Here is a 14,313-nt window from a genome sequence, read left to right on the forward strand (position 1 = left end):
GGGCGCGCCAGCGCTTACTGCCGTGAAATGCTGCCCATGCCGTTCTCGATGCGGTAGCTGACGCGGTCTCCCACCTTGTAGTCCGGTGTCGCCTGCACCACCACGCTTTGCATGGCACCGTCGTCGGTGCGCAGCGTCACGCGGTAGGCGCGGTCCGTGCCGACACCGGGCACGCTGCCGCCGGCGGCTGCCGCGCCCGGCGCGCCACTGACGCCGATCTCCGTATCGCGCCGGGCAACCGGTTCGATCGCCTGCACGACGCCCTGCCAGCTCGGCATGGCGGCGCCCGCCAGGCTGCGTTCCATCGCCATGCTCTCCGCCCTGCCGGGAGTGCTCCCCATCGCGCTGCTGCCCGCCGTGCCCGGCCCGACGGCGCCGCTGTTCGCCATGCCGGCGCTCTCTCTGCGTTCCTGCACGTAGTCGTTATAGCCGCTGGCGGTCGTGCCGGCGCTGCCGGACAGGCCCGAGCTGTCCGCACCGGCAAGCGTGTCCTGGTTACCGGTGCCGGCGCAGCCGGCGAGTACCGCACAGGTGGCCAGCGCCAGGGGCACTGTCCCTACCATCCTGCCGCAGCCGATGCTGATGTGTCTCATGATCTTCTCCCCGGGCTCCATGCCCGTGCCGCTGCAACGCCTCTGCGCGCGGTGCGTTGACACTGGCAAGACCGGCCTTGATGCAAATCAAATCGCCCGGTCGGATGCAGCTTGATAATTAGGTATTAGACAACTATAAGGGGCGATATGCGCAGGCATCGAACGGAAGCGGTCATCGCAAACATGGTCGACGCCGCCTATGGCGGGCAGCGCGGCCCCGGCGGGCGGCGCAAGCGTTACGTGATGCGGCAGGCGCTGTATGCGCTGGTAAGGCTGGCGAAGGTGGAGCAGTTGCTGGACATGCGGCTCGACGCCGAGCGGGCCACGGGCGGCCTGGTGGGCGCGGGACAGCGGCGGCACACGAAGGCGCTGTTACGCAAGATCACCATGGACGTGCAGGCCGAAGGCCACCGGCTCGAACGCGATTGGGTAGCCGCCAGGGCCGAGGGCGAAGATTTGCCTTGCCCCGATATGGAAAACGATTGCGGCAAGAATTGATGGGCCGGATGGGGCGCTCGACGTTACGTCGACACCCTGCGGTTCGTCCACAGTGCCCACAGCATGGTGGAAGTGACGATGGCGGCGCTGCAGTCGACCAGCCAGTCGCCCACCGCGCCATGCCGATAGGGCAGGAAACTCTGCACGAGCTCATCGATCGCGCCCATCGCGGCGATCGTCAGCACGGCCTTGGGCGCGCGCTGGGCCGGCGTGCCGGTGCTGCCCGTGAAGACCAGGAAGGCCAGTACCGCGTAGGCACAGGAATGCAGCACGATGCCAGAAGCGACTTCGGCGGCGTCGGCGCGTGCGCCAGGGATCGAGCCGATGATGACGATCAGGGCAAACAGGGTCATGGCGCCCCAGTAGCGCAGGCGCGGCCAGGTCGGAGTGAGCAGCAGGAGGTGGAGGAGTTTCAGCACAGAAGCACAGCGCAGTTGGCAAAACCGTAACGATAGCACGGAAAAAAAGAGCCCGCCGTCGCGGCGGGCTCAAACCCTGTCCGGGCCAAGAGACGATGAATCAACGATGAAATGCAAGCGTTGGAACCGGGATCGCCGCCCGGCTGTCACCGATCGGGCAATGATCGGGCAATGATCGGGCAATGAACGGAACCGGCCGGAAAAGCCGGGAAACACAAACCGCAGGCGACCCCGGAAAAGAATTCGAAGCGGTGTGCCGGAGCACACCAGACCTGCCACCACGCATATCGGTTGCATGTGTGTCAGATGGGTTCGAGTATAAGGAATCAATGTGACGCCGCCATGACAGCGCGCAAATCTTGCGCATTCATGTGGCCGCCATGGAGATAAAAAAAAGCCCGCTGTTTGGCGGGCTTTAAACTATTATCTTGGAGGAGAATAGTGGAGACAGGTGTAATGATGCTGCATCGCCACATATAAGTCCAATTTTGAATTCCGATAATAGATATGCGTCTTTCTGATATCTCGTCTGTTTGACATCCGCGTAAGCGCGGCACATCAGAGAATCACAGCCTCGTTCGGCAGCTGGTTCGGGCGCGAACCGTCGGAAGGGAAGTGTTTCTGCAGCAGGTCGGCAAGCTGGTTCAGCGCCGCGATCGTGCCCTCGTGGAAGTCGCCCCGCTTGTAGGCGTCCGTCATCGTCCGGCAGACGGCTTGCCATTCCGCTTCGCCGATACGGCGGCCCACATTGCGGTCGGCCACGATGTCCACGGCGTGGTCCGCCAAATTCACATAAATCAGTACGCCGCAATTTTCTTCCGTGTCCCACACACCGTAGTCGACGAACAGGGCGCGCGCGCGTTCCCGGTTCGTGATGCCATCGAGTGCCGCGCCGAACGGCAGCGATGGTTCGACGACCAGCCGCACTTCCGCCCTGTGGCGGCGTTCACCGTCGGCGATCGCCGCGGCGATGGCTTCCAGCGTCGGTTGCGGGAAACAGCGCCGGCCCGTGCCGGAACCCGTCATCAGGTGGCGCCAGGCGCGGCGCCAGCGTGCAATCGCAGTCATCACCAGTCTCCCGAGGCGCCGCCGCCATCGAACGTGCCGCCGCCCCCGCCGCCGAAGCCGCCGAAGCCGCCGCCACCGAAGCCGCCGCCACCGAACCCGCCGCCGTGGCGGTGGGCATTGCCCAGCGCGCTGCCGAGCGCGCTGCCGATCAGCACGCCCGCCGCATCCGAGCCCCAGCCCGAGCGGTGCAGGGACCGGCGCCGGCCGCGGCCGCGGAACATTGGCAGCAGCACGAACAGGCCGAACAGGATCGCCGGCCAGAACCAGCCGCCGCCGCTGTCGGCCTGCGCCTGGCGCGGTGCCGGCTGGGCTTCGGGGGCGGGGAAGTGTTCCTTGTCCAGCAAGGTGGCGATGGCGGACACGCCCGCGCTCAGGCCGCCGTAGTAATCGTTGTTGCGGAAGTGGGGCGCGATCACATCCTGCAGCACGCGCTTCGATTGCGCATCGGTCAGCACACCCTGCACCCCGCGACCCGCCTCGATGCGCAGCCGGCGCAGCGAAGAGGGATTGTCCTTCGCCACCAGTACGAGCACGCCGTCGTCCACGCCCTTGCGGCCCAGCTTCCATGCGTCGGTGACGCGGATGCTGTATTGCTCGATCGGTTCCGGCGCCGTGCTGTTGACGGTGAGGATGGCGATCTGGCTGCCCGTGCGGGTTTCATGATCGGCCAGCACCGATTCCAGCGCGGCGCGCTGCTGGGGCGTGAGCAGATTGGCCTGGTCGGTCACGCGCGCCTTCAGCTCGGGCACCGGAACGAACGGGGATGGCTGTGCTTCCTGGGCACGGGCTGCCTCGACGAAGAGCAACGAGACGAAGAGGAGCAGCACCAGCAGGGCGTAGCGCACCAGCCAGTGTTCGAGCCACTTCTTCGAGGGGCGCGGTACGAGGCGGCCCAGGCCGCGCCGGTGACCGCGCACGTCGCGCACGTCGCGCTCGTTCGTCACTTCGGCCGTGCCCAGCCATTTGCCTTCGGAAGGATGCTCGCGCGTGCGCCGCCGGGGTGCGGCGGGCGGTGCGGCATCGTCCTGCGGACCCAGCGGCATGGCGGTTCTCATCTCCCGGTGTTATTTCTTGCCGCCGAAATCGACGGTCGGCGCGGTCGAGATCGCTTTCTCGTTTTCCACCGTGAAGCTCGGCTTGACTTCATAGCCGAACATCATCGCCGTCAGGTTGGTGGGGAAGCGCCGCGCGAGCACATTGTAGTCCTGCACGGAGGCGATGTAGCGCTGCCTTGCCACCGTGATGCGGTTTTCCGTGCCCTCCAGCTGTGATTGCAGGTCGCGGAAGCTGGTATCGGCCTTCAGGTCCGGGTAGCGCTCGGACACGGCCATCAGCCGCGACAGCGCGGAGGACAGCTCGCCCTGCGCCTGCTGGAACTTCTGGAACGCGGCGGGATTGTTCAACACTTCGGGGGTGACCTGGATGCTGGTGGCGCGGGCACGGGCCGCCGTGACTGCTTCCAGCGTCTCGCGTTCATGCGATGCATAGCCCTTCACCGTGTTGACGAGGTTTGGAATGAGGTCGGCGCGGCGCTGGTACTGGTTCACTACTTCGCCCCAGGCCGCCTTGGTTGCCTCGTCCTTGCTCTGGAATTCGTTGTAGCCGCAGCCGGACAGCGTGACGGCCAGCAGGCCCATGGCAATCCAGCGTACCAAGTTGTTGCGCATGCTTTCTCCTTGTAATGACATGTCCCGATGTTGATGGCACTATAACCCCTGGGGCCAGCCGCTTTCGTACGGTACAGCACATAGCCGATCGGAAGTGGCCGCCCGTTCGGTCCCCTTTATAATGACGGGTTAGCAAATTTCAATAAAGGGGCCGCCGTGAATTTCATCAACAAACTGAACGCCGCCTGGGCCGCCAACGACTCGCTGCTGTGCGTGGGCCTGGACCCGGACATGGAGCGCCTGCCGGCGCAATTCCGCGGCAGCCCGGACGGCATCTACCGCTTTTGCACGGAAATCATCGACGCGACGGCCGACCTGGCGTGCGCATTCAAGCCGCAGATCGCCTACTTCGCCGCGCTGGGCGCGGAAGGCCAGCTCGAGCGCATCGGCGCCTACCTGCGCGACAAATACCCGCACATCCCGCTGATCCTCGATTCGAAGCGGGGCGATATCGGCGCCACCGCGAAGCAGTATGCCCGCGAAGCCTACGACCGCTATGGCGCGGACGCGGTCACCGTCAGCCCGTACATGGGGGCCGATTCCGTCGAGCCATACATGGAATGGCGCGACCGCGGCGTGATCGTGCTGTGCCGCACATCGAACCCTGGCGGTTCCGACCTGCAATTCCTGGAAGTGAACGGCAAGCCGCTGTACCAGCACGTGGCGCAGTTGGTGGCCGACAAGTGGAACGACAACGGCCAGTGCGCGCTGGTGGTCGGCGCCACGTTCCCGGAAGAGATTCGTGCCGTGCGCGCGATCGTGGGCGAGATGCCGCTGCTGATTCCCGGCATCGGTGCCCAGGGCGGCGACGTCGAAGCGACGGTGCGGGCGGGCCGGACTGACGCAGGCACGGGGATGATGATCAATTCCTCGCGCGCGATCCTGTACGCCGCGCCTCAGGCTGGCGAGGATTTCGCGCAGGCGGCACGGCGGGTGGCGGAGGAGACGCGTCACGCGATCAACGCGTATCGTTGAGCCAACATCCGAAAAAATGGGGACAGACCCCATTTTTCGAGCAACATTGCCTGGAAAATGGGGTCTGTCCCCATTTTCGGGGCACGAGTCGTGCCGACTTCGGCAGGGGACATCAAGCAGACGACGCTGACTACTCTAGTATGCCTGCGGCACGATCATCTCGGCATACTCGTACAGCTCGCCCAGGATCCGTTCGGCGCGCTCGTCGGCCGATTGGGCCAGGTGGTCGATTTCGCCGAACAGCTGGTCGACGCTGCGGGCGCCGCCGGCGCCTTCCAGCAGCCGCGCGGCGCGGTGCTGTTCCCAGTGCTCGTGTTCCTGTTCCGACAGCGTGTCCGGGAAGTTGCGGGCGCGGTAGCGGAACAGCAGTTCTGCCAGCCGGTCGTCCTGGAAATGCGGCGACATCGCCGCCAGCTTGCGCGGCGGTTCGCGCCGCAGCGCGTCCAGCGTGCGCCGGTCTTCCTTGCCGATGAAGCCGCCGTACAGGTCCTCGTCCACATCGGCCGGCTCGGCCGGGGGACGGTGGAACACCTGTTCCCAGATCGCCGACAGGTCTGGGCCGTCGGCCGCGTATTGCGCGTGCATGAGGGCCAGTTCCAGGTCCATGCCCCAGCGCTGCGCCATCTCCGTGCTCAGCGTCTTGAGGTTGCCCACCAGCATGGGCGACTTGTTCAGGTGCACGCTCTTGATCGGCAGGCGGCTCACGCCCTCGGGCAAGTCTTCCGCGCGGCTGAACAGGCGGGTGCGGATCGTTTCCGCGTCGAGCGTGAACAGTTCGCGCGGGTCGTGGGTGCAATCCCAGACCAGCACCTCGTTCTTGTTCGTCGGGTGCGCGCCGAGCGGCCAGACCACGGCCAGGCAGCCGCGTTCCGCGGGAAACATTCCGGAGACGTGCAGGAACGGCTTGCGCAGCTCGCGCGCCAGGTGCAGGCCCATCTCGTCCGCCACGCGGCCCTTGTCGCGCAAGGCCAGGCAAAAGTCCCACAGCCGCGGTTGCTTCTGGCGAATCAGCCGCGCCAGCGCGATCGTGGCGCGCACGTCGGACAGCGCGTCGTGGGCCGCATCGTGGCTCAAATTGTTGACTGATGTCAATAATTCAAGTTTGAAGCTGGTCTTGCCGTTATCGCCTGTAGGCCATTCGATGCCGTCGGGCCGCAGGGCGTGGCACATGCGCACCACGTCCAGCAAGTCCCAGCGGCCGCAGCCGTTTTGCCATTCGCGCGCATACGGGTCGATCAGGTTGCGCCAGAACAGGAAGCGCGTGACTTCGTCGTCGAAGCGGATCGTGTTGTAGCCCACGCCGATCGTGCCGGGCTCGGCGAAGAGTTCGAGGATCGTGGCGGCGAACTGGTGCTCGGGCACGCCTTCGCGCAAGGCTTGCTGCGGCGTGATGCCGGTGATCAGGCAGGCCTGCGGGTCGGGCAGGTAATCGTCCGCCGGCTTGCAGAACAGCATGACCGGTTCGCCGATCTCGTTCAGGTCGGCATCGGTGCGAATGGCGGCAAATTGCGCAGGGCGATCGCGGCGTGGCACGGCGCCGAACGTTTCGTAGTCGTGCCAGAGAAAAGTATGGTTGCTCATGGGGTGTTCAGTCGTGTCATAACCGGAGATTATCGTGGCAAATAGCGTTTCCCTCAATTCAAAGGCCATCTCCACCGATTCGAAGGTGGCCAACCAGGGCGAGGTCACCGCCGCCCGCGCGAAGATGCAGCTGAACGTGTCGATCATGGAGGCATCGGCCTCGATTTCGATCGGTGTCGGCAGCAATCCACAGGCGCTGCTGTACAAGTCGGCGATCACCAGCATCAATGAGGCATTGCGGGCGGAACTGGGCGAGAACGCCGTGCAGAACGCGGCGCGGATGGATAACTCGCCGCAGGCGACGGCCGACCGCATCGTGTCGCTCGCCACCGGCTTTTATGACGCGTTCAAGCGCCAGAATCCTCAGATGGAAGACAATTCGGCCTTGCAAAAGTTCATCGATGCCGTGAAGGGCGGCGTGGAACAGGGCTTCAAGGAAGCCCGCGATATCCTGAAGGGCTTGAACGTGCTGGGCGGGGATGTGGCGGCCAATGTCGACAAGACATACGCACTGGTGATGAAAGGCTTCGACGATTTCGCCAGCCGCGCAGCGCAGCCGAAGGAAGAGCTGAAAGAAGAGCCCGAGGCGGCCTAGGGAAGCACTGATTTATTGCTGGTGGATGAGATTGGTCCTGAAAAATGAGTCCAGCAAGACGCAAAAGACTCGTCATACCGGGGTATGGCGGGCCTTTTGTGCCGCAGCTGGGCACGTTTTTCGGGGCCAAGATCGCCGCCATGAATAAATCAGTGCTTCCCTAGTGTGGTGAGCCAGAAATTCGTTGATTATAAGTTTGACGAAATCGTCTCAAGAGCCGAGGCACTGCGTCGGCGCTGGAAATGCATGGTAAGGCCGGGGCCTTACCATGCATTTTCAACGCAGTATTGGGGCGATTCTCGTCGGATTTATTCAACGAATTTTTGACTCACCACGCTAGGGCCCTGGGGCCGTCAATCCGTCAGCAGCGGCACCGCGACGGCCACGCGGTCGCGCCCGGCCGCTTTCGCTTCGTACAGCGCCGCGTCGGCATTGGCGATCAGTGCGTGATCGTCCTGCCCGCCGGCCAGGCTCGCCACCCCGAACGATGCAGTGATGTGCGGCAGCGGCAAGCGCATGTCCTCGAACACGACCGCTTCGCGCATCCGCTCGCACAGCCGTTCGGCCACGCCGGCCGCCACGGCACCGGTCGTATCGGGCAGGATCACCATCAATTCCTCGCCCCCGTAGCGCACGGCGAAATCGGTGGGCCGCAGGGCCCCGGCCAGTATCCCCGCCGCCACGCGCAGCGCTCCGTCGCCTTGCAGGTGGCCGTGGCTGTCGTTGAACTGCTTGAAGTGGTCGATGTCCAGCATGATCAGCGACAACGGGGCCCGCGTCACCTGCGCGGTCGAGACCAGGCGCGGCAGCACGTCGTTCAGCCAGGCGCGGTTGTACAAGCCCGTCAAGCCATCGTTCAGGGATAGCTGGCGGTAGAATTCGCCCAGCTTCTGCCGCCGGCGCAGTTGCATGTTGGCGGCGCGGATACGGAAGGACAGCAGGCGCAGCAGGTTGCGCGCCACGCCATTGGATTCCTCGATCAGGCGCCACGCCAGGTCGGCATCGACCAGCAGCAGCTCGCTTTCCTCCAGCGCGGTAAGGCCGGAAAGGTCCGCTTCACCGTCGAGCACGGATTGTTCGCCGGCGCTTTCGCCGGGCAGGATCTTCGTGGTGGCCCCTTCGCCGGTGGCATCGGCCAGCGCGCCGCGCAGCACGATCACGAGTCGCGGGCAGGCCGGATCGGATACCACCTCGCCGGCCGCCGCGAGCATCACCGGGCAGCCGGCCAGCAGGGCGGCGGCGCTGGCGGTATCGGCATCGCGGAACAGTTGCAGGCTGGCGATGTCGTGGGCGGAGGCGGCAAAGGTGCTCAGTAGTTTCACGGCGGGGTTTTCCAGAAGTCATGCCATGATAGCGCATGAACGGCGGCGCCCAACGGCGGAATTATTTCGATACGTTACTTTTACTTTCTTTTGCAACAGCTCATGCCCCTGATCGACGCCCTCGGCCGGGAACACCGGCCTTTCCCGCATGCCCGCATCGTTTCGCTCGTGCCGTCGATCACCGAGCTGCTGTGCACGCTTGGATTGGCGCCGCAGCTCGTCGGGCGCACCGGCTTCTGCATCCATCCCAAGGAAGTGCTGCGCGAGATGGCGAAGGTCGGCGGCACGAAGGATGTCAATCTGGACAAGATCCGGGCGCTGGCCCCCACGCACGTGGTCGTCAACATCGACGAGAACGAGAAGCCGACCGTCGATAGTCTGGCCGGATTCGTGCCGCACGTGATCGTCACGCACCCGCTGCGCCCCGAGGACAACCTGGACCTGGCGCGCTTGCTGGGCGGCGTGTTCTGCGCGGACGAGCCGGCGCGCCGCTGGTGCGACGCGTTCGCCGCCGAACTGGCGGCGCTGCGCGCAATGCCGAAGGGCCCGCCGCAGCGCGTGCTCTACTGCATCTGGCAAGACCCGTGGATGACCGTGTCGCGCGAGACGTATATCGCGGCGATGCTGGCCGAGATCGGCTGGAGCGTGCCGGCCCTGGGGCCGGCGCGCTATCCCCGCTTCGACTGGAACGCCGCGCTGGTGGCGGACATCGACCAGGTGCTGCTGTCCACCGAACCCTACCGGTTCACGGAAGCGCATGCCGATGCACTGGAAAAGCAGCTCGGCAAGCCGGTGCAACTGGTGGATGGGGAAATGATGTCGTGGTACGGCAGCCGGGCGCTGGCCGGGCTGTCGTACCTGCGGACACTCGCCGCGGCCGGCTGACGGCGGCGCTTATTTGTCCTTACTCGTCCGGCTGCACCAGGTCGGCGACAGGCGTGTTGTGCTTGACGTCGCTGCGCTTGCCGATAGCGGTGTCGAGTGCGCGCACGAGCTTGCTGGACGCGCCGGAAATCGCCTGGCGCAGGTCGGACGCCTGGTCCGTGACGGCGATCGGCGGAATGCCGGCCACGCGCGCTTCCATCATGCAGCGCTTGTCGTTGGGGCCGGATTTGTGGCTGCTGTTGTTGTCGCCCAGGTGGACCTCCACGCGGGTGACCTGCTCGCCGAAGCGTTCGAGTGCCGAGCGCACCACGCCTTCCACGTGGTCGTCCAGGCTGGCGTCGTGGGTGATGGCCTTGTCGGTATTGACTTGAACTTGCATCGCTACTCCTCCTTTGTGTGTGGGCCGATGTTACGCGGTACTGTGCGCTTCGGTTGTTAAGTGCAGCACATTGCCGGGTTTTCAAGCCCGTTTTCCAGCTTTCCGACGAACTAGGCAGGAGGAACTATGGCTGAGCCCGTGTCCCCTTGGTGCCAGGCACCAATGGGACACGGGCTCAGCCGTGGGGTTACTTCGCCTGTTCGGCCAATTCCTTCTCGTGGTGCGGGAAGCGGTCCATCCTGGCGAGCACGGGGAACAGCTTGATCCAGGCGGCGGTGACGGCGAGGGTGGCGGCGCCGCCGAAGACGACGGCGCGCGACAGGCCCATCCACCCGGCCGTCACGCCCGATTCGAATTCGCCCAGCTCGTTGGAGGCGCCGATGAAGACGGAGTTGACGGCGCTGACGCGGCCGCGGATCGCGTCCGGCGTCTCGTATTGCACGAGCAGGTGGCGCACGTAGACGCTGATCATGTCGCCGGCGCCCATCAGCAGCAGGCAGGCGAGGGCGATGGCGAAGCTCGTCGTGGCGCCCAGTATGACGGTGCCCACGCCGAACACGGCCACGCCGCCGAACATCCAGGCGCCCACCCGGCGCGTGATCGGAAAGAAGGCCAGGGCGATCGAGCACAGGGCGGCGCCGGCGCCCGGGGCCGTGCGCAGCAGGCCCAGGCCGGTCGGGCCCACGTGCAGCACGTCGTGGGCCAGCGCCGGCAGCAGGGCGGTGGCGCCGCCGAACAGCACGGCGAACAGGTCCAGCGAGATGGCACCCAGCACGATGGGGCGCGACATCACGAAGCGCAAGCCTTCCAGCACGCTGTGCCAGGTGGCCGGTTCGCGATTGGTCGCCTGCGGCGGCGCCTTGACCGACGCCATCAGCACCACGGCCACGAGCAGCAACCCGGCCGCGATCGCGTAGACGGCGATCGGGCCGTAGAGGTACAGCAGGCCGCCCAGCGTGGGGCCGAGGATCACGGCCACGTGGAAACTGGAGGAAGAGAGCGCTACCGCCTTGCTGAAATCCTGCTGGGGCACCAGGTTGACGAGCATCGCCTGCGTGGCAGGTCCCATGAAGGCACGCGCGCTGCCGAACAGCGTGAGCACGGCGAAGATGGGCCAGACCGCCGTCATGCCGCTGGAAGCGAAGGCGAGCAGCAGCGCGCCGACCAGCAATTGCGTGGCGAGGCAGGCGGTGACGATATTGCGGCGGTTGTAGCGGTCCGCCACGTGCCCAGCCGGCAGGATCAGCAGCAGGAAGGGCGCGAATTGCGCGAGCCCGATCATGCCCAGGTAGAACAGGTTGTGGGTCATCGAATACACCTGCCAGCCCACGGCGACATTCTGCATCTGCACGGCAAGCGTGCCGAGGATGCGGGCGGCAAGGTAGAACGAGAAATTGCGGTGGCGCAGGACGGCGAAGCCGTTGGATGTGGACATGCGGGCGATATGGAAGGGTCGCGATCGCCGCCCGCCGGGCGGGCCGGCGGGACCGCGGATCGCGCCGGGTTAAGGTTGGGCCAGGTCGGCTTCGGTGGTGAAGGAGTCGGCGTAGAACTCGTCTTCCGGCAGCTTGCACTGGGCAACGAAGTCGCGCTTCGCGGAGTCGACCACGATCGGCGCGCCGCACGCGTACACCTGCCAGCCGGAGAGATCGGGCAGGTCGGCCACCACGGCCTGGTGCACATAGCCGGTGCGGCCGGTCCAGCCGTCTTCCTCGAGCGCGTCGGAGACGACCGGCACGTAGCGGAAGTTCGGCAGCTCGCGCGCCCACTGCTCGCACAGCTCGTGCATGTACAGGTCGCGCGGCCGGCGGCCGCCCCAGTACAGCACCATCTGGCGCTGCGAGCCCACGGCCTTCATGTGCTCGACGATCGCCTTGATCGGCGCGAAGCCCGTGCCGGAGGCCAGCAGCACCATCGGCTTGTCGGAATCCTCGCGCACGAAGAACGTGCCCAGCGGGCCTTCGAAGCGCAGGATGTCGCGCTCCTTCATGGTGCCGAATACCTGGTCGGTGAACAGGCCGCCCGGCATGTGGCGGATGTGCAGCGTGAGCGGGCCCGCGCCCGGCGCGGTGGCCATGCTGTAGCTGCGGCGCTTGCCGTCGCGCAGCAGGAATTCGATGTATTGGCCGGCACGGTAGTCGAGCACCTCGTTGGCCGGCAGTTGCAGCGTCATCACGATCACGTCCGGCGCGACCCGTTCCAGCGTCGTCACGCGCGACGGCATCTTCTTGACGGGGAAGTCGCCGCTGCCGGCCACTTCACGGGCCGAGATCACCAGGTCGGAGTGGGGGATCGCGCAGCAGAACAGCGACATGCCCTGCGCTTCCTCTTCCTCGGTCAGCGCGCGGCGCTGGTGCGGCTTATGGGTGATCGAACCGGAAACTACCTTGCCCTTGCAGGAACTGCAGGCGCCGTTCTTGCAGCCATAGGGCAGCCCGACGCCGGCCCGCATCGCGGCCGCCAGCACGGTTTCGTCTTCGTCGCATGCGAACTGGTGACCGCTTGGCTGAACAGTAATCTGAAACGTCATACAATCCTTGAATGAATAGCTTTCGCAAACAAAATTCCGGGCGGGACCGCGGGCAGCCGCACCTCGGGCAGCCGCACCTCGGGCAGCCGCACCTCGGGCAGCCGCACCTCGGGCAGCCGCACCTCGGCAAGCCTCGCTTGTTGATCCTGGGGTGCGGCGACGTGGGCATGCGCCTGTTGCCGCTCCTGCGCGCGCGCTACCGTGTTTTCGCCGTGACCCGTGATATCGCCAACTTCGCGGCGCTGCGCGCGGCCGGCGCCGTGCCCGTGCTGGCGGATCTGGACCGGCCAGCGTCGCTGCGCCGCCTCGCCGGCCTGGCACAGCGCGTGATCCACCTGGCGCCACCGCCAGGCGAAGGCGAACTCGATACCCGCACCCGCAATGTGACCGCCATTCTACCCGAGGCGGCCAAGGTCGTTTATGTCAGCACCACCGGAGTCTATGGCGACCTGCAGGGCAGGCTGGTGGACGAGTCGCAGCCTGTCGCGCCCCGCAATATCCGCGCGCGCCGCCGGGTCGATGCGGAAGGCGTGCTGCGCGCCTGGGCCCGCCGCGCGCAAGGCCGGCTCTCGATCCTGCGCGTGCCCGGCATCTATGCCGCCGACCGGCTGCCGCTCGAGCGCCTGCGCCAGGGCACGCCGGCGCTGGAGGCGGCCGACGACGTCTACACGAACCATATCCATGCGGACGACCTGGCCGCGTTGCTGCTGGCGGCACTCCGGCGCGGCAAGCCGCTGCGCGTCTATCACGCCGTCGACGACAGCGAAATGCGGATGGCCGAGTACTTCGACGCCGTGGCCGACGCGTTCGGCCTGCAGCGCCCGCCACGGCTGCCGCGTGCGCAGCTGGCGCGGGTGGTGTCGCCCACGCTCCTGTCGTTCATGTCGGAATCGCGGCGCCTTGCCAATGGCCGGAGCAAGCGTGAGCTCGGCATGATCCTGCGCTACCCGACCGTTGCCCATGGGCTACAAAAAATGACAGCGGTCCGGCAGGATTGACCTGGCGCAAACGTGCGGATGGCGCTTGCGACTACCGTAGGCAGACATCACCAGGAGGTCGTATGGACGCGAACCGCCGGCACCCCAGCAAGGAAGAAGTTCGGGCATGGATGGCCCGCCGCCGGGCTTGTTCCCGTGCCGGCCTGCCATTGCCGACGCCGGAGGAGATCCGGCGCGAACTGGGCTGGAACCAGTTGCCGGCGCTGCAGCCGGCAGCTGCCGCGCCGGCGCTGCCCCACGTGCTGGCCGAATTTGCGGCGCTCACGGCGGCGGTGATGTGCTATTGGCTGCTGTTGCAGCTGCCGCGCGAACGGTCGCAACCGATTTCCTAGCACATAAATCGCACGGAAATCTCTCACATTCTCACAAGGTTGCCAAAAATAAAGCAAATCGGTGTACCATATTGTCCGCATACAAACTAATTCGCCGTGCGCGATGGTTTGCAGAATAGACCGGCAACAAGCCGGCAACATATTGGTAAACCTGCTGCTGCTTTACAAAAGAGCATTGCCCGAGAGAGTCTGAAATGTCGTTCCTGAAAGAAGTCACCGCCTCGCCATCCTACAATCCCAACCGCGTTCTCGACGCCATCATCAGCAAGCTGGATTTGAAGAACGACGCTGCCTTGTCCCGCGCCCTCGAAGTGGCGCCGCCCGTCATCAGCAAGATCCGCCACAACACGCTGCCGATCGGCGCCACGATCCTGATCCGCATGCATGAGATCAGCGATTACTCGATCCGCGAGCTGCGCGAGCTGATGTCGCACTGACGCGGCAAGCGTAAAAAAACGGCCGGTCCCGCGA

General features: G+C 65.6%; 17 protein-coding genes. 7 read left to right on the forward strand and 10 right to left on the reverse strand.

The features are described from left to right. Nucleotides 1-14: 14 nt before the first annotated feature. Complete coding sequence (locus tag V6Z91_RS14300) at nt 15-593, reverse strand: hypothetical protein (protein WP_338771378.1); 579 nt, start codon at nt 591-593, stop codon at nt 15-17. Between the two features lie 147 nt (nt 594-740). On the opposite strand from V6Z91_RS14300, the gene V6Z91_RS14305 reads away from it, so the two are divergent. Further along, nucleotides 741-1,091 carry a hypothetical protein gene (locus V6Z91_RS14305; protein WP_338771379.1) on the forward strand — a complete coding sequence of 117 codons (351 nt, stop codon included), beginning with the start codon at nt 741-743 and terminating at the stop codon, nt 1,089-1,091. A 23-nt stretch (nt 1,092-1,114) separates the two neighbouring features. On the opposite strand, the gene V6Z91_RS14310 is transcribed toward V6Z91_RS14305, so the two are convergent. The 4 genes from V6Z91_RS14310 to V6Z91_RS14325 all read right to left on the reverse strand — a co-directional run bounded on the left by V6Z91_RS14310 (nt 1,115) and on the right by V6Z91_RS14325 (nt 4,245). Next, nucleotides 1,115-1,510, reverse strand: a complete 396-nt coding sequence (locus V6Z91_RS14310; RefSeq protein ID WP_338771381.1) for a VanZ family protein — start codon at nt 1,508-1,510, stop codon at nt 1,115-1,117. A gap of 558 nt (nt 1,511-2,068) precedes the next feature. Beyond that, entirely contained in the window at nt 2,069-2,578 is a 510-nt protein-coding gene (locus V6Z91_RS14315; RefSeq protein WP_338771383.1) for a TPM domain-containing protein, read from the reverse strand. Beyond that, a complete protein-coding gene (locus tag V6Z91_RS14320) occupies nt 2,578-3,621 on the reverse strand; it encodes a YgcG family protein (protein WP_338771385.1) in 1,044 nt (347 codons plus the stop codon). The genes V6Z91_RS14315 and V6Z91_RS14320 overlap by 1 nt, the downstream gene beginning before the upstream one ends. A 21-nt stretch (nt 3,622-3,642) precedes the next feature. Then, nucleotides 3,643-4,245 (reverse strand): LemA family protein, encoded by a 603-nt coding sequence (locus V6Z91_RS14325; protein ID WP_338771387.1) that lies wholly within the window; start codon nt 4,243-4,245, stop codon nt 3,643-3,645. Between the two features lie 156 nt (nt 4,246-4,401). Here V6Z91_RS14325 and pyrF point away from each other — a divergent pair, with 156 nt between their 5' ends. After that, complete coding sequence (gene pyrF, locus V6Z91_RS14330) at nt 4,402-5,220, forward strand: orotidine-5'-phosphate decarboxylase (protein ID WP_338771389.1); 819 nt, start codon at nt 4,402-4,404, stop codon at nt 5,218-5,220. Between the two features lie 135 nt (nt 5,221-5,355). Here the strand turns inward: pyrF and sbcB are convergent, their stop codons facing one another. Then, entirely contained in the window at nt 5,356-6,801 is a 1,446-nt protein-coding gene (sbcB, locus tag V6Z91_RS14335) for an exodeoxyribonuclease I (protein WP_338771390.1), read from the reverse strand. A 34-nt stretch (nt 6,802-6,835) separates the two neighbouring features. On the opposite strand from sbcB, the gene V6Z91_RS14340 reads away from it, so the two are divergent. After that, nucleotides 6,836-7,396: a DUF5610 domain-containing protein gene (locus tag V6Z91_RS14340; protein ID WP_338771392.1), complete on the forward strand. Its 561-nt coding sequence runs from the start codon at nt 6,836-6,838 to the stop codon at nt 7,394-7,396. Nucleotides 7,397-7,749: 353 nt separating this feature from the next. Here V6Z91_RS14340 and V6Z91_RS14345 read toward each other — a convergent pair whose 3' ends face one another. Then, nucleotides 7,750-8,718, reverse strand: a complete 969-nt coding sequence (locus tag V6Z91_RS14345; RefSeq protein ID WP_338771394.1) for a diguanylate cyclase — start codon at nt 8,716-8,718, stop codon at nt 7,750-7,752. A gap of 102 nt (nt 8,719-8,820) precedes the next feature. Between V6Z91_RS14345 and V6Z91_RS14350 the strand changes: the two genes are divergently transcribed. Then, a complete protein-coding gene (locus tag V6Z91_RS14350; RefSeq protein ID WP_338771396.1) occupies nt 8,821-9,603 on the forward strand; it encodes a helical backbone metal receptor in 783 nt (260 codons plus the stop codon). Nucleotides 9,604-9,622: 19 nt separating this feature from the next. Here the strand turns inward: V6Z91_RS14350 and V6Z91_RS14355 are convergent, their stop codons facing one another. From V6Z91_RS14355 to V6Z91_RS14365, 3 genes are all read right to left on the reverse strand, one after another. Then, a complete protein-coding gene (locus V6Z91_RS14355; protein WP_338771400.1) occupies nt 9,623-9,982 on the reverse strand; it encodes an HPF/RaiA family ribosome-associated protein in 360 nt (119 codons plus the stop codon). 187 nt (nt 9,983-10,169) lie between these two features. Next, entirely contained in the window at nt 10,170-11,417 is a 1,248-nt protein-coding gene (locus V6Z91_RS14360) for an MFS transporter (RefSeq protein WP_338771403.1), read from the reverse strand. Between the two features lie 69 nt (nt 11,418-11,486). Continuing rightward, complete coding sequence (locus tag V6Z91_RS14365; protein WP_338771404.1) at nt 11,487-12,512, reverse strand: CDP-6-deoxy-delta-3,4-glucoseen reductase; 1,026 nt, start codon at nt 12,510-12,512, stop codon at nt 11,487-11,489. Between the two features lie 167 nt (nt 12,513-12,679). Between V6Z91_RS14365 and V6Z91_RS14370 the strand changes: the two genes are divergently transcribed. The 3 genes from V6Z91_RS14370 (at nt 12,680) to V6Z91_RS14380 (ending at nt 14,279) form a co-directional block, all read left to right on the forward strand. Next, nucleotides 12,680-13,510: a sugar nucleotide-binding protein gene (locus V6Z91_RS14370; protein WP_338771851.1), complete on the forward strand. Its 831-nt coding sequence runs from the start codon at nt 12,680-12,682 to the stop codon at nt 13,508-13,510. 62 nt (nt 13,511-13,572) lie between these two features. Next, nucleotides 13,573-13,842, forward strand: coding sequence for a hypothetical protein (locus V6Z91_RS14375; RefSeq protein WP_338771407.1), 270 nt, complete (start codon nt 13,573-13,575; stop codon nt 13,840-13,842). Between the two features lie 194 nt (nt 13,843-14,036). Next, nucleotides 14,037-14,279: a hypothetical protein gene (locus V6Z91_RS14380; RefSeq protein ID WP_338771408.1), complete on the forward strand. Its 243-nt coding sequence runs from the start codon at nt 14,037-14,039 to the stop codon at nt 14,277-14,279. The last annotated feature ends 34 nt before the right edge of the window (nt 14,280-14,313 follow it).

It is taken from the genome of Massilia sp. METH4, from assembly GCF_037094685.1.
Classification (GTDB): domain Bacteria; phylum Pseudomonadota; class Gammaproteobacteria; order Burkholderiales; family Burkholderiaceae_D; genus Rugamonas.

Bases quoted from the DNA above. Each gene is read 5' to 3' on its own strand.
- V6Z91_RS14300 (WP_338771378.1), bottom strand. From the start codon at position 593: ATGAGACACATCAGCATCGGCTGCGGCAGGATGGTAGGGACAGTGCCC.
- V6Z91_RS14305 (WP_338771379.1), top strand. From the start codon at position 741: ATGCGCAGGCATCGAACGGAAGCGGTCATCGCAAACATGGTCGACGCC.
- V6Z91_RS14315 (WP_338771383.1), bottom strand. From the start codon at position 2,578: ATGACTGCGATTGCACGCTGGCGCCGCGCCTGGCGCCACCTGATGACG.
- V6Z91_RS14320 (WP_338771385.1), bottom strand. From the start codon at position 3,621: ATGCCGCTGGGTCCGCAGGACGATGCCGCACCGCCCGCCGCACCCCGG.
- V6Z91_RS14325 (WP_338771387.1), bottom strand. From the start codon at position 4,245: ATGCGCAACAACTTGGTACGCTGGATTGCCATGGGCCTGCTGGCCGTC.
- sbcB (WP_338771390.1), bottom strand. From the start codon at position 6,801: ATGAGCAACCATACTTTTCTCTGGCACGACTACGAAACGTTCGGCGCC.
- V6Z91_RS14350 (WP_338771396.1), top strand. From the start codon at position 8,821: ATGCCCCTGATCGACGCCCTCGGCCGGGAACACCGGCCTTTCCCGCAT.
- V6Z91_RS14355 (WP_338771400.1), bottom strand. From the start codon at position 9,982: ATGCAAGTTCAAGTCAATACCGACAAGGCCATCACCCACGACGCCAGC.
- V6Z91_RS14360 (WP_338771403.1), bottom strand. From the start codon at position 11,417: ATGTCCACATCCAACGGCTTCGCCGTCCTGCGCCACCGCAATTTCTCG.
- V6Z91_RS14365 (WP_338771404.1), bottom strand. From the start codon at position 12,512: ATGACGTTTCAGATTACTGTTCAGCCAAGCGGTCACCAGTTCGCATGC.
- V6Z91_RS14370 (WP_338771851.1), top strand. From the start codon at position 12,680: ATGCGCCTGTTGCCGCTCCTGCGCGCGCGCTACCGTGTTTTCGCCGTG.
- V6Z91_RS14375 (WP_338771407.1), top strand. From the start codon at position 13,573: ATGGACGCGAACCGCCGGCACCCCAGCAAGGAAGAAGTTCGGGCATGG.
- V6Z91_RS14380 (WP_338771408.1), top strand. From the start codon at position 14,037: ATGTCGTTCCTGAAAGAAGTCACCGCCTCGCCATCCTACAATCCCAAC.